Source organism: Candidatus Poriferisodalis sp. (assembly GCF_965237655.1).
Taxonomy (GTDB): domain Bacteria; phylum Actinomycetota; class Acidimicrobiia; order Acidimicrobiales; family Poriferisodalaceae; genus Poriferisodalis.
In genome coordinates, this window is the sequence record NZ_CBDEGB010000001.1 from 208,226 (window position 1) to 229,762 (window position 21,537).

22 protein-coding genes and 1 tRNA gene are annotated in these 21,537 nt (G+C 66.2%); 6 read left to right on the forward strand and 17 right to left on the reverse strand.

Going from position 1 to position 21,537, the window contains the following annotated elements:
- Complete coding sequence (locus tag ACPXYO_RS01030) at positions 1–618, reverse strand: hypothetical protein (protein ID WP_423915954.1); 618 nt, start codon at positions 616–618, stop codon at positions 1–3.
- Positions 619–979: 361 nt separating this feature from the next.
- On the opposite strand from ACPXYO_RS01030, the gene ACPXYO_RS01035 reads away from it, so the two are divergent.
- Positions 980–2,311: an IS1380 family transposase gene (locus ACPXYO_RS01035; RefSeq protein WP_423915956.1), complete on the forward strand. Its 1,332-nt coding sequence runs from the start codon at positions 980–982 to the stop codon at positions 2,309–2,311.
- Between the two features lie 274 nt (positions 2,312–2,585).
- Here ACPXYO_RS01035 and ACPXYO_RS01040 read toward each other — a convergent pair whose 3' ends face one another.
- Together ACPXYO_RS01040 and ACPXYO_RS01045 are read right to left on the reverse strand one after the other, a co-directional pair.
- The gene (locus ACPXYO_RS01040; RefSeq protein WP_423915958.1) at positions 2,586–2,990 is read right to left on the reverse strand and encodes a DUF1330 domain-containing protein; all 405 of its coding nucleotides are present in this window, start codon (positions 2,988–2,990) and stop codon (positions 2,586–2,588) included.
- Positions 2,991–3,054: 64 nt separating this feature from the next.
- Positions 3,055–3,918, reverse strand: coding sequence for a phytanoyl-CoA dioxygenase family protein (locus ACPXYO_RS01045; RefSeq protein ID WP_423915959.1), 864 nt, complete (start codon positions 3,916–3,918; stop codon positions 3,055–3,057).
- 90 nt (positions 3,919–4,008) lie between these two features.
- Here ACPXYO_RS01045 and ACPXYO_RS01050 point away from each other — a divergent pair, with 90 nt between their 5' ends.
- Entirely contained in the window at positions 4,009–4,518 is a 510-nt protein-coding gene (locus tag ACPXYO_RS01050) for a MaoC family dehydratase (RefSeq protein ID WP_423915961.1), read from the forward strand.
- A 31-nt stretch (positions 4,519–4,549) separates the two neighbouring features.
- Here the strand turns inward: ACPXYO_RS01050 and ACPXYO_RS01055 are convergent, their stop codons facing one another.
- The 3 genes from ACPXYO_RS01055 to ACPXYO_RS01065 all read right to left on the reverse strand — a co-directional run bounded on the left by ACPXYO_RS01055 (position 4,550) and on the right by ACPXYO_RS01065 (position 6,654).
- The gene (locus ACPXYO_RS01055; protein ID WP_423915962.1) at positions 4,550–5,680 is read right to left on the reverse strand and encodes an IS630 family transposase; all 1,131 of its coding nucleotides are present in this window, start codon (positions 5,678–5,680) and stop codon (positions 4,550–4,552) included.
- Positions 5,681–5,788: 108 nt separating this feature from the next.
- Positions 5,789–6,079, reverse strand: coding sequence for a hypothetical protein (locus ACPXYO_RS01060; RefSeq protein WP_423915964.1), 291 nt, complete (start codon positions 6,077–6,079; stop codon positions 5,789–5,791).
- 29 nt (positions 6,080–6,108) lie between these two features.
- Positions 6,109–6,654 carry a hypothetical protein gene (locus ACPXYO_RS01065; protein WP_423915966.1) on the reverse strand — a complete coding sequence of 182 codons (546 nt, stop codon included), beginning with the start codon at positions 6,652–6,654 and terminating at the stop codon, positions 6,109–6,111.
- Positions 6,655–6,795: 141 nt separating this feature from the next.
- On the opposite strand from ACPXYO_RS01065, the gene ACPXYO_RS01070 reads away from it, so the two are divergent.
- From ACPXYO_RS01070 to ACPXYO_RS01080, 3 genes are read left to right on the forward strand one after another with little or no spacing between them, the layout of a single operon-like run.
- On the forward strand, positions 6,796–7,458 hold the full coding sequence (locus ACPXYO_RS01070; RefSeq protein WP_423915968.1) for an SDR family NAD(P)-dependent oxidoreductase: 663 nt from the start codon (positions 6,796–6,798) through the stop codon (positions 7,456–7,458).
- 54 nt (positions 7,459–7,512) lie between these two features.
- Entirely contained in the window at positions 7,513–8,487 is a 975-nt protein-coding gene (locus ACPXYO_RS01075) for an IS30 family transposase (protein ID WP_423915970.1), read from the forward strand.
- A 3-nt stretch (positions 8,488–8,490) separates the two neighbouring features.
- Complete coding sequence (locus ACPXYO_RS01080; RefSeq protein WP_423915972.1) at positions 8,491–8,640, forward strand: SDR family oxidoreductase; 150 nt, start codon at positions 8,491–8,493, stop codon at positions 8,638–8,640.
- 7 nt (positions 8,641–8,647) lie between these two features.
- Here ACPXYO_RS01080 and ACPXYO_RS01085 read toward each other — a convergent pair.
- Positions 8,648–8,732, reverse strand: a tRNA-Tyr gene (locus tag ACPXYO_RS01085).
- Between the two features lie 102 nt (positions 8,733–8,834).
- Here ACPXYO_RS01085 and ACPXYO_RS01090 point away from each other — a divergent pair.
- The gene (locus ACPXYO_RS01090) at positions 8,835–9,323 is read left to right on the forward strand and encodes a YajQ family cyclic di-GMP-binding protein (RefSeq protein WP_423915973.1); all 489 of its coding nucleotides are present in this window, start codon (positions 8,835–8,837) and stop codon (positions 9,321–9,323) included.
- A gap of 61 nt (positions 9,324–9,384) precedes the next feature.
- Here the strand turns inward: ACPXYO_RS01090 and ACPXYO_RS01095 are convergent, their stop codons facing one another.
- The 10 genes from ACPXYO_RS01095 to ACPXYO_RS01140 form a co-directional block, all read right to left on the reverse strand.
- Entirely contained in the window at positions 9,385–10,239 is an 855-nt protein-coding gene (locus ACPXYO_RS01095; protein ID WP_423915974.1) for a zinc metalloprotease HtpX, read from the reverse strand.
- Between the two features lie 119 nt (positions 10,240–10,358).
- A complete protein-coding gene (locus ACPXYO_RS01100) occupies positions 10,359–11,462 on the reverse strand; it encodes a hypothetical protein (protein ID WP_423915976.1) in 1,104 nt (367 codons plus the stop codon).
- A 38-nt stretch (positions 11,463–11,500) separates the two neighbouring features.
- On the reverse strand, positions 11,501–12,004 hold the full coding sequence (locus tag ACPXYO_RS01105; protein ID WP_420622083.1) for a hypothetical protein: 504 nt from the start codon (positions 12,002–12,004) through the stop codon (positions 11,501–11,503).
- A 6-nt stretch (positions 12,005–12,010) separates the two neighbouring features.
- Positions 12,011–14,014 (reverse strand): acetate--CoA ligase, encoded by a 2,004-nt coding sequence (acs, locus tag ACPXYO_RS01110; protein ID WP_423915978.1) that lies wholly within the window; start codon positions 14,012–14,014, stop codon positions 12,011–12,013.
- A gap of 141 nt (positions 14,015–14,155) precedes the next feature.
- Positions 14,156–15,181, reverse strand: a complete 1,026-nt coding sequence (locus ACPXYO_RS01115; RefSeq protein ID WP_423915980.1) for an SAM-dependent methyltransferase — start codon at positions 15,179–15,181, stop codon at positions 14,156–14,158.
- Positions 15,182–15,223: 42 nt separating this feature from the next.
- On the reverse strand, positions 15,224–16,873 hold the full coding sequence (locus tag ACPXYO_RS01120) for an NADH-quinone oxidoreductase subunit N (protein WP_423915982.1): 1,650 nt from the start codon (positions 16,871–16,873) through the stop codon (positions 15,224–15,226).
- Positions 16,874–16,875: 2 nt separating this feature from the next.
- On the reverse strand, positions 16,876–18,438 hold the full coding sequence (locus ACPXYO_RS01125) for a complex I subunit 4 family protein (protein ID WP_423915984.1): 1,563 nt from the start codon (positions 18,436–18,438) through the stop codon (positions 16,876–16,878).
- Positions 18,439–18,494: 56 nt separating this feature from the next.
- Entirely contained in the window at positions 18,495–20,708 is a 2,214-nt protein-coding gene (nuoL, locus tag ACPXYO_RS01130) for an NADH-quinone oxidoreductase subunit L (RefSeq protein ID WP_423915986.1), read from the reverse strand.
- A 10-nt stretch (positions 20,709–20,718) separates the two neighbouring features.
- Positions 20,719–21,018, reverse strand: coding sequence for an NADH-quinone oxidoreductase subunit NuoK (gene nuoK / locus ACPXYO_RS01135; RefSeq protein WP_420445516.1), 300 nt, complete (start codon positions 21,016–21,018; stop codon positions 20,719–20,721).
- Between the two features lie 16 nt (positions 21,019–21,034).
- Entirely contained in the window at positions 21,035–21,529 is a 495-nt protein-coding gene (locus ACPXYO_RS01140) for an NADH-quinone oxidoreductase subunit J (protein ID WP_423915987.1), read from the reverse strand.
- Between the last annotated feature and the right edge of the window lie 8 nt (positions 21,530–21,537).

Below are 21,537 nucleotides of genomic sequence, written 5' to 3' on the forward strand. Positions count from 1 at the left end.
TCAGTCGGCTGGCGAGTAGATGGGGTGGGTGCCGAACTGGTTCTTCGTGACGGGTGTGCCGGTCTCGGCATAGAACGCCGTGCCGCACACGACCGAGTCGAGATATGACGGCAGCGCTCGCCGGATCATGTGCTCGGCATAGTGCTCTCGCTCAGCGGCCGGCACGTCGTCGCGCAGCAATGCCACGACCTTGATGGTGAACTCGGACCCGGGTGATCCGGCGCTGTCCGCCGACGTCCTACTCTCCGCAGGCTTGGTGATGCGCCAACGGACGAGCGCTGTGCGGGCGTCGGGCGGGCCGAGCACCAAGTCGTAACCGGCGCCGTCGAACCAGTCGCGGAACTCGCGCTGGTAGTGAACGCCGCTGTAGTAGTAGACGTGATCGCGGCTGCGTGCACCGTCCCAGCGCTTCACCTCATTGCGCTCGCAGAACGGGTGAATGTTGGTGAGGTTGCCGGACTCGCTGATGGCCGCCCAGACGTCGGCAGGCGGGGCCACCACGGCAGCGCTGGCGATGATCGGTTCCATCGGCTCGATGCCGCGAGCCCCTAGTCGGTCGATCAGCGCCTCGTCGGACGGTGTCAGTGCACTGCTCGTCGCTTCATCCGCATCATCCATTTCGCCATTCTGGACCCTGTGAACAACGCGTGCCCGCGGACATGCTGAGCGGCATCGCGCCCGCACTTATGTCGGCCTCATACCCGTGATTACGGGGCCAAGGGGATCGATATGTTCGCCATGAGTGATGGTCTCGGTGAGAACTTCGCCGGCGGCAGCGACGCGGTGCTTCAGGTCGCCGTGACGATGCAGTCCGGCACCATCGGCAGCCACAACAACGCACTAGCCCTGATTTTTCATGAGTCTGGTGGGCTTGGGTGTGTGAGTCCGCGGAAAAGCCCCTCTGATCTGCGACGATGCGTGTTGTCGAGGCACGCGGTCGGCAGTTCAGGGGGGCATCTCCGAGGTGAAACTTAGCAGTGTGACAAACGCGCGTCTGGCAGGCGGCGGGGATCGGGTGGTGTGGGGTGCGGGGCTGTTCGCTTTGGGCGGTTTCGCGGACCGGGTCGGGCTGACCGAGGCGCTGTCGGCGGCGGTGCCGCGCCGCGGCGAGCGCGCCCCGGTCCATGACCGGGGCCGGCTGTTGACGCATTTGCTGTTGGTGCTCGCCGGCGGCGGTGAGGCGTGCACAGATATCGAGCATCTGCGGTCTCAGCGGGAGCTGTTCGGGGCGGTGGGGTCGGACTCGACGCTGTATCGGGCGCTGCGGGGCATCGACGCCTCGGCGCTGGGCGGGCTGTGGGCAGCCGCGGCCGAGGCGCGTGAGCGAGTGTGGTCCCAGCGCCGCGGTTCGGGTCCGTTGGTGGTCGACATCGACTCGACGCTGGTGGAGGTCCACTCGCCCAACAAGGCGGGTGCGGCGCCGCATTTCAAGGGCGGGTACGGGTTCCACCCGATGATCTGCTCGACCGCGGACGGGGAGCCGTTGTGGGCGAAGCTGCGCCCGGGCAACGCGGCCGCGAACAGCATCGCCGATCACGTCGAGGTGCTCGACGCTGCGATATCGGTGCTGCCCGACGCTGACGCGGCAGGCCATCGGGCAGGCGACGATCTGGCGCTCGCAGGACGCGAGATGGTGCTGCGCTTGGACTCAGGAGGCTGTTCGGCGCGTATCGCCGCGGCGTGCAGGGACCGCAACGTGACGTTTTTCATGTCCGCCCGGGCCACAGCAGGCATCGACGCCGCGATCGCTGCGGCCCGCTGCGACCCAGGGCGGTGGACGCCGGGGGTGCCGAACCCCAAACAGCGGCATCCCAAAGCGCACGTCGCCGAGCTCACCGACCTGGTGGACCTGTCGGGCTGGCCAGCGCGGACACGGCTGATCATCCGACGCGAGCCCTTGCATCCGGGCGCGCAGCGCAGCCTGTTCGCGTCCGAGAACTTCCGCTACTGGGGATTCCTCACCGACGCTGCGGGCAGCCCCGCCCGGCTCGACCGTCTCATGCGCAAGCACGCCGACGTCGAGGACGCCATAGCCCGCCTCAAAGACAGCGGACTGGCCCGCATGCCCTTCACAGCCTGGGACGCCAACTGTGCATGGGCAGCGCTGTGCATGATCAGCGCCGCGCTCGTGCACTGGTTCCAGACACAGCGCCTTGCCGGACCGCTCAAACGCGCGGCACCCAAACGGCTCCGCTGGCAGCTGTGGCACCTGCCCGCGCTCGTATGCGAAACCGGCCGACGCACCTGGCTGCGGCTCCCCACCGCACACCCCGGCACCCGAAGCCTGCTCGCCGCCCAGCACCCCAACTGAGCACCCCGCACCCCCAGCCGCCAACAGCGCCGCTCACGCGGCGGCCGACCCGTCGCGCCCACACACCCATGTCAGGGTCCAACACCGGCCCTGCGACCACCCCAGCGGCACCAAACAACACCCACCGGGTCCCGTCAAGCCGACAAACCCGCCCGACACACCAAAACACAACCCATAAACCCTGAACAGGCATTCTCGTGAATAATCAGGGCTAGTCAACGCGTAGCAGTCCGCATCGGCTGACAGACCAGGGTCGGCGGAGCTGCCGCCGCGTTCAGACCCTTGGCAGAAGCTGGGTGGTCTCGATGATGCGGGAATCTTCCAGCGCTGCCGCTCGGACAGGCGCGATGGCCAAGTAGTCAGGGTCGCGGAACATCGCAACGAACTGGGCGCGTGTGGGATAGCGAACCAGGATGGCAATGTCCCACTGCTCCGAGTTCGGGCCGATCGCCGTGTGCCCGGCACGCCCCATCCAGATCGGCTCGCCGCCGAATCGAGGGTGCAGCTCGGCAAAGCGGCGTCCATAATCCCGGTAGGCGGCCTCTCCGGACAGGCCGTCGACGCCATAGCCCGACTCGGCGGTCTCGCGGTAGCGCAGCAGGTTGAGCATCACGACCGGTTGGTCGGGGTCGCCTTCCGCAACGGCATCGATCTGGGCGGTCGAAGCGTGTTTGTGCACGAGAGCTCCTGTTCGGTTCGTGGAAGGGGTTGAGTCCGGCGGCTAGCCAGGGCTGCGCGGCAGCTCAGGCCGACCGGGGCCACACGATCGGGTAGTGGTCAGTCGCCATCGGCGAGCCGGGTTCCAGCTCGGCATAGTGCAGCGCGTCGGCCGTGCCGATGCGGGGGTCGTACCGGACGTCGTCGCCGATATAGCGCACGGCGTAGCCCCGGCGGGCGCGGCCGGGGTTCGAGTTGCCCCGCGAACCGTGCAGGATCATCGCCCAGAACGCGATGGCGTCACCCGGCTGAAGATCGAACGACACGATGTCGTAGGCGTCGCGGTCAGCCTCGACATCGGGCGCGGGCTCGTAGTCAGGGTTCTGCGTGTAGTCGTGAGCGTTGGTCGGTGCGAAGGTGCGGGGCTGGAACCAGCGGTCCCAGGCGTGCGAACCCCGCACGTACTCGACCCGGCCGCTGGTGGCGTCTACCTCGTCGAGGGCGATCCAGAACGACATCACCTGGCGTCCCGAGATCGGCCAGTAAGGCTGGTCGTTGTGCCACGGCACCGGCTGGCTGGCACCGGGCGCCTTGACGAAGAGTTGGTCGTAGTACATGCGAACCGTCGGCGAGCCGAACATGGCCGACGCGTACTCGCCGAGGCGCGAGTGGAGGACGAACTCTTCGAACACCGAATGGTTACGCCACAGGTCCAGCCCCCCGAAGAACCCGGTCGACTCATAGGCGTGTGCAGTCGGGCTCGGGCTCGCCATTTCGGCAGCCACACCCTCGCGCAACCGCTCAACCCACTCGGCGTCGACAACGTTGCGCAGCGCCACGACGCCATCAGCGCGAAAACGCTCGATGGTTTCTTCGTCGACGACCGGTTGTGCTGGTCGATCAAGCCTCGGTTGATCAAGCCCAGATCGATCAAGCACGGTGTCGCTCATCGTCGTCCCCTGTCGTCAGCACCAAGTCAACACGATGGGTGCACCGCACTGCCAGACACTGCACTGCCAGACTCAGGGCGAGGAGGCGACATGAGTGACGATCAGAGCAGCAGTGGTTCGGGGGCGATCCCCGGACTCCCGCCTCGGCCGCATCGGGGCTGGACCTTTAACGAGCAACCCGTCGGCAAGCGCTGGAGCACAAGCCGCCGAACCATCACCGAGACCGACCTGGTGGTATATGCCACGCAGTTCGGCTTCGCCGAGGGGCTCTTCCTGGATGCCACCGCCGCCGAGCGCGCCGGCTATGACGGGAGACTCGTGCCGGGCAGCCTGGTGATGTCGCTGGCTGAAGGGCTGATCATCAGCGGCGGCGCCATTGCCGGTACCGGCGTGGCCTACTTGGGCGCCACTGTCGAGGTGAAGGGGCCCACGTTCGTCGGTGACACCCTGCAGGTGGTCGCCGAGGTCACCGCGGCCCGACTCACCTCACGGGGCGACCGCGGCATCGTGACCACCCGCAACGAGGTCTTCAACCAGCACGGCAAGCTCGTGATGGTGTATTCCCCCACCCGCATGGTCCTCTGCCGTCACGCCGACTAGTGCTGTGTCCGCAAACGTTTGCGCGCTTTGGTCATGCGGCTGCTTTGGCGGGTCGGCCCCATCGTTGTTGTTTTTCGGCTCGGGTTCTGGCTCGTTCGCGCCGTTGGGCTGCGAGCAGTTCGGGTGAGCGTTTGTTGGCGTTGCGCCAGCGCAGGTAGGCGTGCAGGCGGCGGGTGAGCACGGTGTGGTTGGGGTGGTCGGAGTTGTTGAGCACGAATTCGCGCAGCGGCCCGAAGTGCGCTTCGATGGGGTTCGCCCATGAGCTGTAGGTCGGGGTGAAGCACAGCTCGACTTTGTTGCGCTTGGCCCATCTGGCGATGTCGGTGCCTTTGTGGGCGGACAGGTTGTCCAAGATCACATAGACCGGCTCGCCGTCAGGGCGCCGGGCGCGGATGGTCTTGAGCGCTGCGAGGGTGTTGGCTGCGGACTTGCGGCGCCGCACGACACCCCACAGCTCGTCGTCGCCGACGCTGTAGCAGCCGTGGAACTGGCGCACCCCGTGGAGCTTGTTGTAGTTCGCGCGCAGCCGCTGGGGACGCGACCGCGGCGCCCAGCACGCCCCGCCGGTCGGGTGAATGGCCAGCGGCCCGAACTCGTCGAACGCGAACACCCGGTCCGGTTGCTTGTCCGCCACATGCTCGATGCGGTCCAGCTTCGCGTCACGGTCAGGGTCGTTGGACTCCTTCCAGGTCTTGGTGCGCTGGAACGTGATGCCTGACTCGGTGAGGATCTCGTGCAGCCGCTGCCGGCCGACCTGCACCACCCGGGTCGGGTTGTCGGCCAGGTACGTCGCGAGCTTGCGGATGCTCCACCGAGTGAACGGCTGAGCCAGCTTGCGCGGGCGGGTGCGGGCCGTCTCGACGATGAACGCCTCATCGTCAGTCGTGATCCGGCGGGGACGGCCACCCGCCCACTGAGGGTCCAACGACACCATCCCCGACTCGTTGAACCTGTGGATCATCTCGCGCACCCGATCAGGCGACGTCGCCGCCAGCTGCGCGATCACCGGCACCGAGTTCCCGCCCGCCGACGCATGGATCACCACCGCACGCCGCCATCGCACATGAGACCCCGGCGACTTGTCGGCGCCGCGACGCACGATCCGCTGCAACGCCTGGCCTTCTTCATGGGTCAACCGACGGACCCGAACACGCTCACTCATACCCCCGACCAAACCACAAACCACACCCCGCCACGCGGACACCAACCCGACGAACGTTTGCGGACACAGCACTAGCCCGACGCGCTGTTAGGGAGAAACGACAAGACGCTAGGACGACAAGTCCAAACGCTCGCTGACGATGTGGTACTCGGCGGCGTCTGTCGCTACCTGTTGCAGCCGCTCGGACAGCCCACGCAAAGTGAGCCGTTCGCACTTGCGAGCCACCAGTGCTTCGTACACGAGTTCGTCGACGAACGAGATCGTGTACAGGGTGCGCTGCTCGAAGTCAACTACGAGTGCGGTGCCTGAGAGATCCTCAGGCCGGCCGCTGGCTTCAAACAGTTCGCGTGGCAGTTCCCGCCCGCCAATCCGAGGCGGCGCCGCCAGCGTCGTAGCCATCGCCGTGGCCCCTCCTGCTTGCTCTGTGGTCAACACGGTACCCAACCCGCTACCAAGGTGCCGTCTACCGCATCGACATGCGAGAACGTCGCACGCGGCATCGTCGAGTTTGGTTGATGGCGATACTCGATCGCCGCCCGCCCGGAACGAATCGTCAACCCGCCGCCCATCGCGGTCACCCACCCAAGGAGATTCGGCAATCCGACACCGCGTGGCTTGTCTCGGACCGATGTCACGCGTGGCTCTACGGACGCCTCGATCGCGCTCCGGTCGTCATCACGCTCGTGCTGAGTGCCAGCCAATGAAGCCCGAATACCGATGCCCACGTCGGAGAGGACTTCGCCGAGCGACATACGGCTCGCGTAGACGCACGGATCGCCCTTGTTCGGCAGCACAAAGCGCGGCGCATCGCCATGCTGATCACGATGCGCGGACGCCACTGCGGCTGCTGCGAAGAGCAGTGACGGCTTGACGAATTCCACCTCGCTCAAGTCGAGCGTCAGCTGGTTTGAATCGTCGTCCACACGGCTCAAGAGACTGTGCGCTTCCGGGTAGGGCTTGAATCGCAATTCCATGACGGGCGTGAAGCTAGCCCCGTGGACCTTGATGCCTTTCAAGAATTTCTCGAAGCCTGGAGTGGCGTGCCGGTTCGGCGGGTTTGCCTGCACCTCGCTACCGTCGTCGGGACTCTTGAATCGACGACATGGAGCGACTTGATGAGCAGGTTCACAGGGCGAGTGGCGATCATGACGGGGGCGGCCGGGGGAATCGGGCTGGCGGCCTGTGCCCGGTTTGCCTCAGAGGGGGCGTCGGTGGTTGCGGTGGACTTGGCGTCGGCCGACCTCGACGCCGCGGTAGCGGCCATCGAAGACGCGGGTGGCGCAGCGCTGGCCGTGCCCGCCGATGTCACCAATTCCGCCCAAGTCGCCGGCTACGTCGACGCTGCTCAGGAGGCTTTCGGACGCGTCGACGTCCTGTTCAACAACGCCGGCATCGAGGGCGCCTCCGCCCCGATGATCGAGTACTCCGAAGAGTCTTTTGACCAGGTCATTGCGGTCAACGTGCGCGGCGTGTGGCTCGGCATCAAGTACGCCGCCCCGGCCATGATCGCAAGCGGCGGTGGGGCCATCGTGAACACGGCATCGGTGGCTGGCCTGCTCGGCGCCCGAGGCATCTCTCCGTACTCGGCGAGCAAGCACGCCGTTGCGGGGCTCACGAAATCCGCAGCGCTGGAGCTCGCGACGTCAGGTGTGCGGGTCAACGCCGTGTGCCCTGGGCCCATTGAGACGCGCATGACGCGCCGGCTGGAGGCCTACATCGGTGGCGATGACGCCGACGAGATCCGTAAGAGGGCGAACTCCATCGGTGGTTGCAAGTGAACGGTCATGATGACCGTTGCCAACACGTGCAACCGACCGGTGGAGGTGTCCAGTATGGCAGCGAGGCTGAGTTTGGATGAGCGGGTGTTCATCGAGTCGTCGCTGGGGGCGGGCCGCAGCGTCGCGGACGCAGCGCAGCGGCTGGGCCGTGATCGGTCCACGGTGCATCGCGAGCTGGCCCGCTGCGGCGGGCGGGGGGCCTATGACGCCCGCGCGGCGCACGCGGCGGCATGCGCGAGGGCGCGACGAGAGCGAACGCCCAAGCTGGCGCGCGATCGGGTGCTGGCCGCCGCGGTCGATGAGCGCTTGAAGCTGAGGTGGTCCCCGCACGCGACGGCGGCGGACCTGCGCGAGGCGGGCATGAGCGTGTGCGCGGAGACCATCTACCGGGCGTGCTACGCGAACGACCCGCGCAGCGGCCTGCCCGCCGGCACCTGGGCGAAGCTGCCGCGGCGCTGCCGGCGCCGTCGGCCGCGCAGCGTCGCGCAGGCCCAAAAGCCCAGCCCGCTGGGGCAATACCGGCCGATAGCCGACCGGCCCGCCGACGTCGAGGACCGCACGCAGCCAGGCCACTGGGAAGGCGACCTCATCGTCGGCAAAGCGAACCTCACCGCTGCGGTCACGCTCGCCGAGCGCACCAGCCGCTACGCGGTCACCGCAGCGCTGCCCGACGGCTACAGCGCGCCCCAGGTCGCCGCCGCGGTCACCGCGGCGCTCGCTCGCCAGCCCCCCGCGCTCGTGCGCACCCTCACCTGGGACCAAGGTCGCGAGATGGCCCGCTGGGCCGACATCGAAGCCGCGCTCGGCATCGAAGTGTTCTTCTGCGAGCCGCGCTCGCCGTGGCAGCGACCCACCAACGAGCAGACCAACGCGCTGCTGCGCCGATGGCTCCCCAAAGGCACCAGCCTCGACATCGGGCAGCTGCGGCTCTCAGTCATCGAGGACAACCTCAACCACATGCCCCGCCGACTCCACAACTGGCAATCAGCCACCGACATCTACACTCAACTCACTTGCAACCACCGGTAGAGCTTGCCGAGGTTCACCGAACGCCTGCCCGTGCAGCGCTACGGCGAACCCCACGAAGTCGCTGCGCTGGTGGCGTTCCTGGCTTCCGACGAAGCCAGCTACATCACCGGCAGCCTCTACCCCATCGACGGCGGCTTCACCGCCGGCCGCTGAATCACACTGGTGGGCCGGGGAGGATTCGAACCTCCGTAGGCGTAGCCGACGGGTTTACAGCCCGCTCCCTTTGTCCGCTCGGGCACCGACCCCAGAAGTGGGCAGGCTACCGGCGCACGCGACACCGTCGGTAAGGCCCAGAGCACCACAAGACCCACGGTCTGCTGCCTGATTCGCGTCGGTAGCTTGCGCTTATGCCTTCATTCGACGTCGTTTCCAAAGTGGACATGCAGGAGATCCGCAACGCCGTGGATCAGGCTTCCCGCGAGGTCGCCAACCGGTACGACTTCCGCAACACCGGCAGTGCCGTGGAGCTGGGCGAAGGCGCTATCGCCATGCGCTCAAGCACTGAAGATCGGCTTACGGCGATGCGGGTCGTGCTCGAAGAGAAGCTCGTGCGCCGCCAGGTCAGCTTGAAGGCCGTCCACTACGGCAACGTCGAGGAGGCCTCCGGTGGGACAGTTCGCCAGGAAGCCGCTCTGCAAGCAGGCATCTCATCGGACCGGGCCCGGGAACTGAACAAGTTCATCAAGGGGCTGGGCATCAAGGGCGTGCAGTCGCAGACCCAAGGCGATCAGCTGCGGGTGATGTCGAAGAAGCGGGACGATCTGCAGGCGGTCATCGCCGAGTTCAAGGCTGGCGATTTCGACGTGCCGCTGCAGTTCGAGAACTTCCGGGACTGACGCCCGAGTTCAGCTCGCCGTCTCAGCTCGCCGTCTCAGCTCGCCGGTCGAGAAAGCCGATTCAGATCGCTTCCTGCCAGGTGCCGTCACGCAGGCGGCGGATGCGCTCCTCCATCGGCGGGTGCGTCGTGAACAGGCCCTTGAAGCCCATCCGGCGACTGGCCAACGGGTTCGCGATGTACATCTGAGCCTGATTGGGGTCAGCCAGGCTGGGGACCATTTTCGAGGCCACGTCCAGCTTCGCAAGCGCTTGCGCGAGTGGCTCCCCGTCGCCGATGAGCCGGGCTGCGGTGCGGTCTGCCTGGTACTCGCGGCTGCGGCTGATGGCCATCTGCAGCAGCATCGCGGCGATCGGCGCAAGGATGATGAGCAGGATTTCGCCGAACGGGTTGCGGTCGTTGTCGCGCCCGCCGCCCCCGAAGATCAAGGCGAATGACGCCATCCGGGCTGCGAACGTGATTGCAGTGGCGACTGCTGCCGCCACCGAGCCGATGAGGATGTCCCGGTTGCGGATGTGGGCCATTTCGTGGGCAAGCACGCCGCGGATCTCGTACCAGCTGAGGTGGCGGATGAGCCCTTCAGTGACGCACACCGCCGCGTTCTTCGGATTGCGGCCAGTGGCGAAGGCGTTGGGCTGCGGGTCGGGCGAGACATACAGCCGGGGCATGGGCAGGCCGGACAGCTCGGTGAGCTCGCGCATGATCGTCCAGTACTCAGGGAGCTGATGCGGCTGGACTTCCTGAGCCCGGGCGGAGCGGATCGCCAGCTTGTCGCTGAACCAGTAGCTGCCGCCCACCATGACCAGGGCGATGATGACCGCGATGGTGAGGCCGCTTTGGCCCCAGAAGCTGCCGATCCACAGGATCAGGCCGGCGAGACCTGCCAGAAGAACGGTGGTCTTGGCCGTGTTGCGCACTTTGTTCGCTGTCCCTTTTCCGTCGCTCCACAGTGGATGTGCCGGTCGGGATTCAGGCTAGTGACGACCAGCTTCGCGGTGGTCGCGAGCAACAGTGCCGGAGCCGCTGTGGGTGCTCGTCAGTTCTTGGCTTCGACGAGGCGCCAGTCGTCCGAGCCCGGGGCGTAGCGGTCCCGGAACTCGGGGTCATAGTCGGCTGCGAGTTCGCTGGCGCACCCGATCGCAGCCCGGTAGGCGTCAATGAGAGCGTCCTCGGCGTCATAGTCGAACGGGTCCTGCAGACGCATCTCGGTGATGCTGCCTCGCTCGATGGGGTTGTCGCGCAGGTACTGGGCCGTCACGCCGATCGCTTCGACGGCAGGCACGAGGTCGCGGTACCCGAGGTCGCTGATGAGCAGATCGGGGCCAGTCATCTGGTGAAGCGAGTGCTCGCCGCCCAGGAAGGGACGTACGGGAGTGGCGAGTTCTTCGGGCAGGTTCACGATGTCGAGTTCGACATCGAGCGCGGCGGCGATGATCTCGATCGTCTGACGAGCTGTGAGGACGTGCTCGTCGCTGATGTTGTACACCTTGCCGGCAGCCACCTCGGGACGGTCCACGGCCAGGGTGAGCGCATGTCCGGCGTTCGGGCCGTAGGCGACGGTGCGCAGCGTGAGTCCGCCGTCGGCGATGATGACCCGCCGGCGACCGTCGATGATGCGCCGCACGATCAGCCACTCTCGGGGGTTGATCTGGCCCGGTCCGTAGATGAGCGGGTAGCGGAAGATGGTGGCGCTGGGGTGATGGTCGAAGACGATGTCCTCAGTGGCGACGATCTTGGCCACTTTGTCGTTGGAATCGTCGACGGCGCGCTCGGCGGTCTCACGGATCGGCACGAGCATGCCGGGCGGCCAGTTGAGCTTGGGGCGGGCGAAGCCCTTGTAGGCCGGCACTCCTCCGACGGCAATGAACTGCCCACAGCGACCGGCGAAGAATGGCACCAAGTCGCGCAGCCGCCCGTACATCGCATAGACGACATCGAACGTGGCACCGTCGAGTGCTGCTTCGACCTCGGCGGCGCGGAATGGGTTCGTGTGGATGTGCTCCACGCTCGGCGGGATCGTGTCCACCTCGTGGCGCCCGGTGTGCAGGATCTTCGTCTCGTATCCGCGTTTGATCAGGCCATTGACGACGCCGGGACCCGTCGGCCCCGTGCCTCCGATCACCAACGCCGTAGATGCCATCGGCTCATGCTGTCAGGTCCGAGGCCGTCGTACCCGGGTCAGTGGGGGTGGTAGCCGCTGTCGATGTAGAGGGTCGGCAGATCAAGGTCGCGGTACATGCGCACGTTGCGCATGTCGTCGTCAATGGCAAGGCGGGGGGTGAAGCCTTGTTCCTGCAACGCAAGGGTTTGATCGCTCTTGAACATGGGCGACGGCCGGAAATCGCCCATGGGCCGCATGATGAGCAGGTCCCAGCGGAGCCCGTGCTTCACCAGCCAGGTGAGGGTGGCGTCGGACACCCACGTCGGCCGTGACGTGAGCGCCACCACCACCAGGTCGGGGGACAGCAGCACCAGCAACTCGGCCACCTCTTCGAGGACATCGTCGTCGCCCACGTCGGCGAAGAACGAGTCCCAGTCGCGCCAGGGGCCGTCCAGGTGATGCTGGCGGTGGGCAGCGTCTGCAAGCACGCCGTCGATGTCGACGATGACGCAGTCGCCGGGCGGCACCGGCCCGGCCCGCCACCACCAGTACGACGGCCAGTCGCCGTCGGAGGAAGCCAAGCTGGCTCAGTCTTCGCTCGGAGCTTCGGCTGCGCGGGTGCGTATCTCGTCCACCACGCCCGCGTCGGCCAGTGTGGTGGTGTCACCGAGCTGGCGTCCCTCGGCCACGTCGCGCAGCAGACGCCTCATGATCTTGCCCGAGCGGGTCTTGGGCAAGTCCGGCACCAGCACCACCGCCTTGGGCCGGGCGATGGCCCCCAGCTTGGTGGAGACGTGCTGTCGCACCTCTTCCCGCAACGCATCGGAGGCCTCGTGGCCGCCGCGCAGGATGACGTAGCCCACGATGGCCTGGCCGGTGGTGGCGTCGGTCGCGCCGACCACGGCGGCCTCGGCAACCGACGGATGGTCGACGAGCGCCGATTCCACCTCGGTCGTCGATATCCGGTGGCCAGAGACGTTCATCACGTCGTCGACACGCCCGAGCAGCCACAGGTAGCCGCCGCCGTCGATCTTTGCGCCGTCCCCGGCGAAGTAGCGGCCCTCATACGCGCTCCAGTAGGTCTCGCGGTAGCGCTCCGGGTCGCCCCAGATGCCTCGCAGCATCGAGGGCCACGGCTCTGTGATGGTCAGGTAGCCGCCGCCACGCTCCACGACATTGCCGGCATCGTCCACCAGCTCCACCGAGATGCCGGGCAGCGCATGAGTGGCTGAACCGGGTTTGGTGGTGGTGACGCCCGGCAGCGGGGTGATCATGTGGCCGCCGGTCTCGGTCTGCCACCAGGTGTCCACGATCGGGCAGGTGCCCCCGCCGATGTGGGTGTGGTACCACATCCAAGCCTCGGGATTGATCGGCTCGCCGACCGTGCCGAGCACCCGCAGGCTGGAGAGATCGTGCCGCTCGACCTCTGCTGAACCCCACTTCATGAACGTGCGGATGGCTGTCGGCGCTGTGTACAGCTGGGTCACCCCGTAGCGCTCGATGATGTCCCACAGCCGGTCCTTCGGCCACGCTGCCCGGTCGTCGTCGCGGAACTCCGGGCGCGGCGTGTCCGGCGTGCCCTCGTACATGACCGACGACGCACCGTTGGCGAGTGGTCCGTAGACGATGTAGCTGTGGCCGGTCACCCAGCCGATGTCGGCTGCGCACCAGAACACGTCGGCGTCGGGCTTGAGGTCGAACACGTAGCGATGCGTAAATGCCACCTGAGTGAGATAGCCCCCGGTGGTGTGCATGATGCCCTTCGGCTTGGCCGTGGTGCCCGAGGTGTACAGCAGGTACAGAAGATCCTCTGAGTCCATGTGCTCGGGCGGGCATTCGTCCCCCGCACCGGCCATCAGGTCGTGGTACCAGTGGTCGACGTCGCCGTTCCATGACACGTCCTGGCCGGTGCGCTGCACGACGACCACGTTCTCGATGGAGTTCGTCGCGGCCACCGAGGCGTCGGCAGTGTCCTTTAGTCCGAATGGCTCGCCGCGGCGGTAGCCGCCGTCGGCGGTGATGAGCAGCTTCGCCGAGGCGTCGTCGATCCGGTCCGACAGCGAGTCGGCCGAGAACCCGCCGAATACCACCGAGTGGGCGGCGCCGATGCGGGCGCACGCCAGCATCGCCACCGGCAGCTCGGGGATCATCGGCATGTAGATGCACACGCGATCGCCGCGCTCGACACCGAGGCCCTTCAACACGTTGGCGAACTTGCACACCTCGTCGAGCAGGTCGGCGTAGGTGATGGTGCGTGTATCCCCTGGCTCGCCCTCCCACCAGTAGGCCACCTTGTCGCCGCGGCCGGCGGTGACGTGACGGTCCAGGCAGTTGTACGAGACGTTCAGCGTGCCGCCGATGAACCACTTGGCGAAGGGCAGATCCCACTCGAGCACGGTGTCGAAGTCGCGGAACCAAGTGACGTGCTCGCGGGCCTGTCGAGCCCAGAACGCCAGCCGGTCCTCAGCTGCTTGGTCGTACAGCGACCGGTCTGCCACAAGCGCTGCGGATCGGAACTCGTCGGAGGGCTCGAAGACGCGGTCCTCGACGTAGTAGTCCTCGATCGTCGCTTGAGTCGTTGCGTCAGCCATCGGTACCCCTGTCTCGTCGTGCTGCAACCGAATGACCCGGATCGGCAACGCCCGGGCTGCGCAGCCAGATTCGCAGAGTAGTTGCCGCCCGCCAAGCGGCCCACAGCGAGACGCAACGCATGAGAGATATCCCAAATCTGGTCAGCCGGTGCGCCACTCAGCAACCCAGAAGGCGCCGAAGCGATCGGGATCGGTCAGCGCCGATGCCTCGTCAAGCAGGGCCCTCGCAGCAAGGGCTTCGGCTGTGGGGGCCGTCCGGCTGCGTTCCCACAGTGCCCGTACCCCTGCGGTCAGCGTGTCGATGCCGGCTGCGCTGAGCCAGTCGGCCTGAGAGCTCAATGCGGCACCGGGCGGCAATTGATCGAAGGCCACCTCGCAGGTGATGTCTGCAGTGCCGGGCTCGCGCAGCGGGTCGTGCCCTCGGCGTTGGGAGCGGTAGGTCCGCAGCCAGTCGACCGGCGGCCGCGCTGCCAGCTCGGCAGTCCTGCGCACCCCGTAGTCGAAGATCAACACGCGACCGCGACTCAGCAGGCCCAGCGCACGTCGCATCCACACAGCTGCCCGCAGCTGCAATGGGATTCGTGCGCCGACGCCCGCTTCGGGGGCCAGTGCGGCGGCCATGTTGACGGCGTCCGCCCCGGCGGCAACAAGCACCTCGACGGCAGCAGACTCGCTGCGCTGCACGTGCACTTCCTGCCAGCCGTCGTGGGATCGTTCGAGCAGGCGGAACGGCAGATTGTCGAGCAGCTCGTTGGCAAGCACCACACCCGCCAGCGGACCCGACGGAAGATCTGGCACTGCCGCTACTGGCTGCTCGACATCCTGGGCGGCGACCCGCGCCTGTGCCTCAGAATGCTGTGAAGCCACACGCTCGACCATCACGTAGCGCAGCGCGTCACGGCACTCGCCAAGATGGGCGAGCACATCGCTGCACAGCGTCCCGCGGCCGGCACCTCCCTCGACCACCACGAACGGGTCGGGGCGACCCAGCTCATGCCACGTGCGGTCCAAGTATCCAGCCAGGCACCGAGCAAACAGCGAGCCCAGTTCCACCGAGGTCGCGAAATCGCCGTCGCGCGCTCCGGGATGACCCCCTTGCACGTAGAAGCCAGAATCGCCATACAACGCTTCGTCCATGTACGCGTCGAAGCGCTGAGTCACAGCCATCCGCATCAGTCTGGAGGGCGGAGCATGGCGCTCCGCCAGCGCTCAGCCGCCGAAGTCGAATGTTGCGATATCGCCGAAGTGACTGACCAACCCGGGGAAGATCCCGAGCGCCAGTGTTGCGGCCGCGGTGATGGCAAGTGCTGCCGCCAAGGCCCCAGTCATCGGTATGGGACCTGGGGTGAACTTCACCATCGTGGCCGAGCGAGTCTCGACGGCAACAAGACCACCCTCGTCGGCACCTGCCTCGGCTGGCAACTCGACTGCCGGCTCGTCATGGGTGTCGTCTCGTGTGTCCACGCCGAGCTCCACCATCTCGGGCACCGGCTGAATCCACATCTGCACCAGCACCCGGGCGTAGTAGCCGAAGGCAATCACTGCGTTCACGGCCACGATCGCGGCGAGCACCCAGGCCGCGGGCGTGCTCGCATCAGCCAGCGCCCGGAACACGACGAACTTGGCGAACCACCCGCCTGTCGGCGGAATCCCGGCAAGGGCCGCCAGGAACAGCGTCATGAGCACCGCCATGCCGGGCGCATAGCGGAACAGTCCGGCGTAGCTGTCGATCACGCCAGAACGGGTGCGACGCGACACCGCCAGCACAACGCTGAACGCCCCCAGGTTCATGAAGGCATAGATGATGAGGTAGACGATCACGGCCTCTCGGGCGCTCGCCAGGGTGCCCGCGGTGCTCTCGGAGTAGGCAACCGCAAACGGCACGAGCATGAAGCCGCCCTGTGCCACGCCCGAGTACGCCAGCATGCGCACGATGTTGGTCTGGCGCAGCGCGATCAGGTTGCCCACCGTCATCGTCACCACAGCCAGCGCCCAGAAGAACGGCTGAACGACATCGGCAGCGCCCTCGAACGCCACAAACACCAGCCCGAGCAACGCCACCATGCCCGCCGCCTTGGAGGCCACCGACAGGAACGCCGTGACCGGCGTCGGAGCACCCTCATAGGTATCGGGCGCCCACGTGTGGAAGGGCACGGCCGACACCTTGAAAGCAAAGCCGATCAGCACGAACAGGACTGCCACGATGACGATCGGGCTCGAGCCCTCGCCCTTCAGCGCTGTTGCAATTGTCCCGAAGTCAGTGCCGCCGGCCACGCCGAACAGCAGCGACATGCCGTACAACATGACCGCCGAGGCGAACACACCCATCAGGTAGTACTTCAAACCGGCTTCGTTGGAGCGCGGGCCGCCTTTACGCCACGCCGCCAGCATGTACGCGGGGATCGACAGCAGCTCCAGCGCCACGAACACGCTCACCAGGTCGCGCGAGCTGGCCATCATCACCATGCCCAGCAGCGACGTCAGCAGCAGCGTGTAGTACTCGTTCTCGTAGTAGTCGCCGTCACGCACATAGTCGACTGACATCAGCACCACGATGTAGCCGGCCACGATGAACAGCGCCTTGAGCACGAGCGAGAAGTCATCGACGACGTACGCCCCGCCGAACATGGGCCGCTCGGCACCGTCGGCCGCGAGGGTCAGGATCGGTATCAGCGTGACCAGCAGTCCGACGCCGGCCAGCGTCGGCATGATCCGCTTGGCGCGATCGTCGAATGCGATGTCGGCCACTGTGACGAGCGTGCCGACGCCAAGCAGGGTCAGCTCGGGTGCAAGCGCGTGCCAGTCAAGTGCCGGTCGTACAAACGCGAGAACCGCCCCGAGGTCCATGGTCAGCGCCATCGTCAGCTCCGGCCCACGGCAGCTTCGATGCTCTCGGCGATGCCGGTCGACACGTCATCGACCATGCCGAAGATCAGGTTCGGGAAAATACCGAACAGCACCATGGCCACGATCAGCGGCGCCCACGCCATCCACTCGTAGCGGTTCACGTCTGCGATGACGTGGCCGTCCCACTCCGGGGGCGGCTCGCCGAACGCGCTGCGCTGGAAGAGCCACAGCAGGTAGCCGGCGGCGAACACCGTGCCCACCGCCGCGATCACCATGTAGGTGCGGAATGTCTCTTCTGGAAGACCAGCACCGGGGTTGTAGGCCGACAGGATGGCCGGGAACTCGCCCCAGAAACCAGCCAGGCCGGGCAGGCCCAGCGATGCCATTGCGGAGATGCCCAGGATCCAGCCCATCCGGGGCGCCGAGGAGAGCAACCCGCCCAGGCGGCTGATCTCCAGCGTGTGATAGCGCTCCTTGATCGAGCCGGCCAGGAAGAACAGCATCCCGGTGATGATCCCGTGTGCCACCATGCCGAACACTGCGGCGTTGATGCCGAAGTCGGTCAGCGTGGAGATGCCCAGCATCACGAACCCCATGTGGGCCACCGAGCTGAAGGCGATGAGGCGTTTCATGTCGGTCTGTGCGAGGCATCCCAACGCGCCGTAGATGATGCCGATCACCGCCAGCAGGCCGATCCACGGCGCCCACGCTGCTGCACCCTCGGGCAGGAACGGCAGTGCAATCCGCACGAAGCCGTAGGTGCCGAGTTTCAGCAAGATCGCCGCCAGGATCACCGAGCCCACCGTGGGTGCCTCAGTGTGCGCATCGGGCAGCCAGGTGTGGAAGGGGAACATCGGCACCTTGATGCCGAAGCCCATGAACAGGCCGGCGAAGATGATCGCCTGGGTGCCCCGGGCCAGATCGCCGCCAGCCGCTCTTGCCAGCACCCGCATGTCGAACGAGTTCAACACCAGCCCGTTGTCGCCGGTGGCCACGAAATACAGCGCCACGAAGCTGACGATCATCAGTGCCGAGCCGAACAGCGTGAACAGGAAGAACTTCAGCGAGGCGTAACGGCGGTTCTCGCCGCCCCACACGCCGATCATGAAGTACATCGGCAGCAGCACGACTTCGAACAAGACGAAGAACAGGATCAGGTCCTGCGCCACGAAGGTGCCGTTCATGCCCGACGCCAGAATCAGTATCAGAATCAGAAACGCCTTGGCGTTGCCCGGCTCGGGAATGTGCTCCCACGAGTAGATGACGCACAGCGGAATGATCACCATCGACAGGATCAGCAGCGGCATCGACAGCCCGTCGAGACCCAGGATGTAGTCGGCGTCGATCGCGTTGATCCATCCCTTTTCCACGACGAACTGCAGCGACCCCGCATTGCCGTAGTCGAAGGCGAACAGCAGGTACACCCCGACAGCCAGTGCTGCCAGCGACGAGATGAGCGCGATCAGCTTCAGCTCGACCTCGCGCGCACGCGGCACCAGCATCATCACGAGCGCGCCGACGACCGGCAGGAACACCGCGAGCGTCAGCGCCCAAGCGTCGAATCCAGTTGCGTCCACTACGAAGCTCCCTCTTGCTTACGACCCTGTTGCATGTCTCTGTGTCATTTCGCTGGTCACAGGACGATCACGAACACGATGGCAACCACGGCCGCGGTGCCGAACAGCAGCGAGCCGTAGTTCTGGACCTTGCCGGTCTGCATCACCCGCAGACCCTGACCGCCTGCATCGGCACCGGTGCCGAGCGCGTTGACGGTGTTGTCGATGGTGCCCTGGTCGATCCAGCGGTACACCCACTTGCCGCCGTCGCGGGCCGACTCGCCGGCGGTATTGACGACCTTGTCGATCACGTTGTCGTTGACCCAGTTGGCGGCACGAGCGATGGGCGCCTTGATCGAGCCCACCACGATGTCGGTGTAGAGGTGGTCGAGGTAGTACTTGTTCTCGAGGAACGTGTGCCCAGCCTTGGCGTAGCGGTTGCGCTCGGTCAGCCCGTGCGGTCCGGTGTTGCGCCAGTAGTACATGAACGTGATGGCGATGCCCGCGAGCGCCAGCACGAGGCCGACGAGCGCCATCATCAGCGACGGATCGGGATGCGACAGGCCGAGGGCATTCAGGTAATGCGACGGCTCGGCGTAGGTCTGGATGCGGTGCGCGAAGCCCTCGAGTCCGAACGGCGACAGCGCCCCGGTCGGCAGGTTGAACACACCGGCCACCACCGCCATGCCGGCAAGGATCCACAGCGGCACGGTCATCACCTTGGGTGATTCGTGCGGGTGGCCGTGACCCCGGTATTCGCCCCAGAACGTGTACCAGATGACCCGTGTCATGTAGGCGGCGGTGAGTAGCGCCACAACGCAGCCGAAGATCAGCATGAGCGGGTACGCGCGCTCTTGGCCGGCGAGCGCCCCCAGCAGGATCTCATCCTTCGACCAGAACCCCGCGAACGGGAAGATGCCCGCCAGCGCCAGTGTCGAGATCACGAACGTCCTGTAGGTGTGCGGCATGTACTTGCGAAGGCCGCCCATCTCGCGAATGTCGAAGGTGTGATGCGCTGCGTGGCTGACCGAGCCGGCTCCCAGGAACAGGCAGGCCTTGAAGAAGGCGTGGGTGAACAGGTGGAACATGGCGGCGGTCCAGGCGCCCACGCCGAGCGCCATCACCATGTAGCCGAGCTGGCTGACCGTCGAGTAGGCCAGTACCTTCTTGATGTCCCACTGGGCGAAGGCCAGCCCCGCACCGATCAGGGCCGTGAAGCCGCCGATGAACGCCATCAAGTTGATCGCCGAGGAGCCGATGGCAAAGCCCTCGTAGAAGACCGGGTACAGGCGGCCGATCATGAACACACCGGCCACGACCATGGTCGCCGCGTGGATCAGGGCTGAGACAGGAGTGGGTCCGGCCATGGCGTCAGGCAGCCACGTATGTAGCGGGAACTGGCCCGACTTGGAGCACACCGCTGCCATGAGCGCGATCGACGCCATCAACAGGGCAAAGTGGTACGGGTTGGCGGTCCCGGTTTCACTCGCGTCGCGACTCGCCTCGCCGATCTTCACGTTGATGTCGTGAATGCCGAACGTGCCGAACGTGCCGAACAGGATGATCACGCCGACGATCAGGCCGATATCGCCGACCCGGTTGGTCAGGAAGGCCTTCACCGCGGCATCGGAGTTTGGACGTTCCTCCCACCAATGTCCGATGAGCACGAAGCTGCAGACGCCCACCAGCTCCCAACCCACGATCATCTGGATCAGGTTCTGGGCCATGACGAAGATGAGCATCGCGGCGGTGAACAGGCTCAAAAAGGCGAAGTAGTGGACGAAGCGCCTGTCGCCCTTCACGTACTCGCTGGAGTAGATGTGCACGAGCAGTGAGATAGACGTGACCACCACCAGCAGCAGCACGGTCTGGCCGTCGACGAGCGTGCCCACGGCGAAGTCGATACCGCCAGTCGACCACCAGCTGCCGAACTTGGAGATGACCGGATCGGGGCCGGCCGCGGCGTGACCATCGTCTTCGGCGTGACCATCGTCTTCGGCGGCGAGGTACAGATCGCCGTCAACGGCTGCGCCCGCGCTCGTCGCATTCAGCCCCTCGTTGACTTCGACGAGTGCGTGGTCCTCCGGGCCGCCCGATGATGCGCTGTCTTCCACCTGGGTGATCCACGACACTGCCGCGATCATTGAAAGCACCCACACGATGCCCACGGCGGTGATGCCCACCTTCTGGACCCGCTCGATGCCGATGATGCTGCGGCCGAACAGCAAGATGACGACGAAGGAGATCGCCGGGATCAGCGGGATGAGGTAGGCGTTCTCAAGGATCCACATGCGCGTGCGATCAGCCCTTCATCAGGTCGAACTCGTCGACCGCGATCGATCGGCGGTTGCGGTACAACAGCAGCACGATGGCCAGGCCCACGCCGACCTCGGCGGCTGCGACCGCAATGATGAACAGGGCGAAGACCTGCCCGGACACGACATCGTGCTGCAGCCCGAACGCCACGAGGTTGAGGTTCACGGCGTTCAGCATCAGCTCAATCGACATCAGCACCATGACGCCGTTGCGGCGTGCAAGCGCGCCGTATACGCCCACGGCGAACAGCAGCGCGCCCAGGAGCAGGAACTGGTTCAGCAGCATCGACCCGCCTCCTGCCTCAGTCCCTGCGCGCCAGAACGACGGCACCGATCAACGCGGCGAGCAGCAGCACTGAGATGGCTTCGAACGGGATGATGTACTGCGAGAAGACCGAGTCCGACACGTCGGCTGTCCGGAAGACCTGGCTGTCTTGCGCCAGCGAGTCGGTGCCGAAGCGGTCAATGAGGGCGTATACGGTGACCCCGCCCAGTGCCAGCGCCGACAGGGCCGCTACCGGCCACGTGGCCCCGGTCATCTGGGGTATTCGCCCGATCGGCGCCCGGGTGAGCATGATGCCGAACAGGAACAGCACCATCACGGCGCCGATGTAGACGAGCACCTGCGTCGTGGCGATGAACTCGGCCGCCAGCAGTATGTAGTTCGCCGCCAAACCGCCCAGCACGGCCACCAGGAACAGGGCCGCATGCACGATGTTGCGCGTCGTCACCATCCCGAGCGCGGCCAGCACGGTGGCGGCCGCGATGATGCCGAAGGCGATGTTCTGCGCAACCATGGTGCCCG

What these genes read in the sequence shown, in the direction of transcription:
- ACPXYO_RS01030 (WP_423915954.1), bottom strand. Translation starts at nt 618, where the DNA reads ATGGATGATGCGGATGAAGCGACGAGCAGTGCACTGACACCGTCCGAC.
- ACPXYO_RS01045 (WP_423915959.1), bottom strand. Translation starts at nt 3,918, where the DNA reads ATGAGCGACACCGTGCTTGATCGATCTGGGCTTGATCAACCGAGGCTT.
- ACPXYO_RS01050 (WP_423915961.1), top strand. Translation starts at nt 4,009, where the DNA reads ATGAGTGACGATCAGAGCAGCAGTGGTTCGGGGGCGATCCCCGGACTC.
- ACPXYO_RS01055 (WP_423915962.1), bottom strand. Translation starts at nt 5,680, where the DNA reads ATGAGTGAGCGTGTTCGGGTCCGTCGGTTGACCCATGAAGAAGGCCAG.
- ACPXYO_RS01060 (WP_423915964.1), bottom strand. Translation starts at nt 6,079, where the DNA reads ATGGCTACGACGCTGGCGGCGCCGCCTCGGATTGGCGGGCGGGAACTG.
- ACPXYO_RS01065 (WP_423915966.1), bottom strand. Translation starts at nt 6,654, where the DNA reads ATGGAATTGCGATTCAAGCCCTACCCGGAAGCGCACAGTCTCTTGAGC.
- ACPXYO_RS01070 (WP_423915968.1), top strand. Translation starts at nt 6,796, where the DNA reads ATGAGCAGGTTCACAGGGCGAGTGGCGATCATGACGGGGGCGGCCGGG.
- ACPXYO_RS01075 (WP_423915970.1), top strand. Translation starts at nt 7,513, where the DNA reads ATGGCAGCGAGGCTGAGTTTGGATGAGCGGGTGTTCATCGAGTCGTCG.
- ACPXYO_RS01090 (WP_423915973.1), top strand. Translation starts at nt 8,835, where the DNA reads ATGCCTTCATTCGACGTCGTTTCCAAAGTGGACATGCAGGAGATCCGC.
- ACPXYO_RS01100 (WP_423915976.1), bottom strand. Translation starts at nt 11,462, where the DNA reads ATGGCATCTACGGCGTTGGTGATCGGAGGCACGGGGCCGACGGGTCCC.
- acs (WP_423915978.1), bottom strand. Translation starts at nt 14,014, where the DNA reads ATGGCTGACGCAACGACTCAAGCGACGATCGAGGACTACTACGTCGAG.
- ACPXYO_RS01115 (WP_423915980.1), bottom strand. Translation starts at nt 15,181, where the DNA reads ATGGCTGTGACTCAGCGCTTCGACGCGTACATGGACGAAGCGTTGTAT.
- ACPXYO_RS01120 (WP_423915982.1), bottom strand. Translation starts at nt 16,873, where the DNA reads ATGGCGCTGACCATGGACCTCGGGGCGGTTCTCGCGTTTGTACGACCG.
- nuoL (WP_423915986.1), bottom strand. Translation starts at nt 20,708, where the DNA reads ATGTGGATCCTTGAGAACGCCTACCTCATCCCGCTGATCCCGGCGATC.
- nuoK (WP_420445516.1), bottom strand. Translation starts at nt 21,018, where the DNA reads ATGCTGCTGAACCAGTTCCTGCTCCTGGGCGCGCTGCTGTTCGCCGTG.
- ACPXYO_RS01140 (WP_423915987.1), bottom strand. Translation starts at nt 21,529, where the DNA reads ATGGTTGCGCAGAACATCGCCTTCGGCATCATCGCGGCCGCCACCGTG.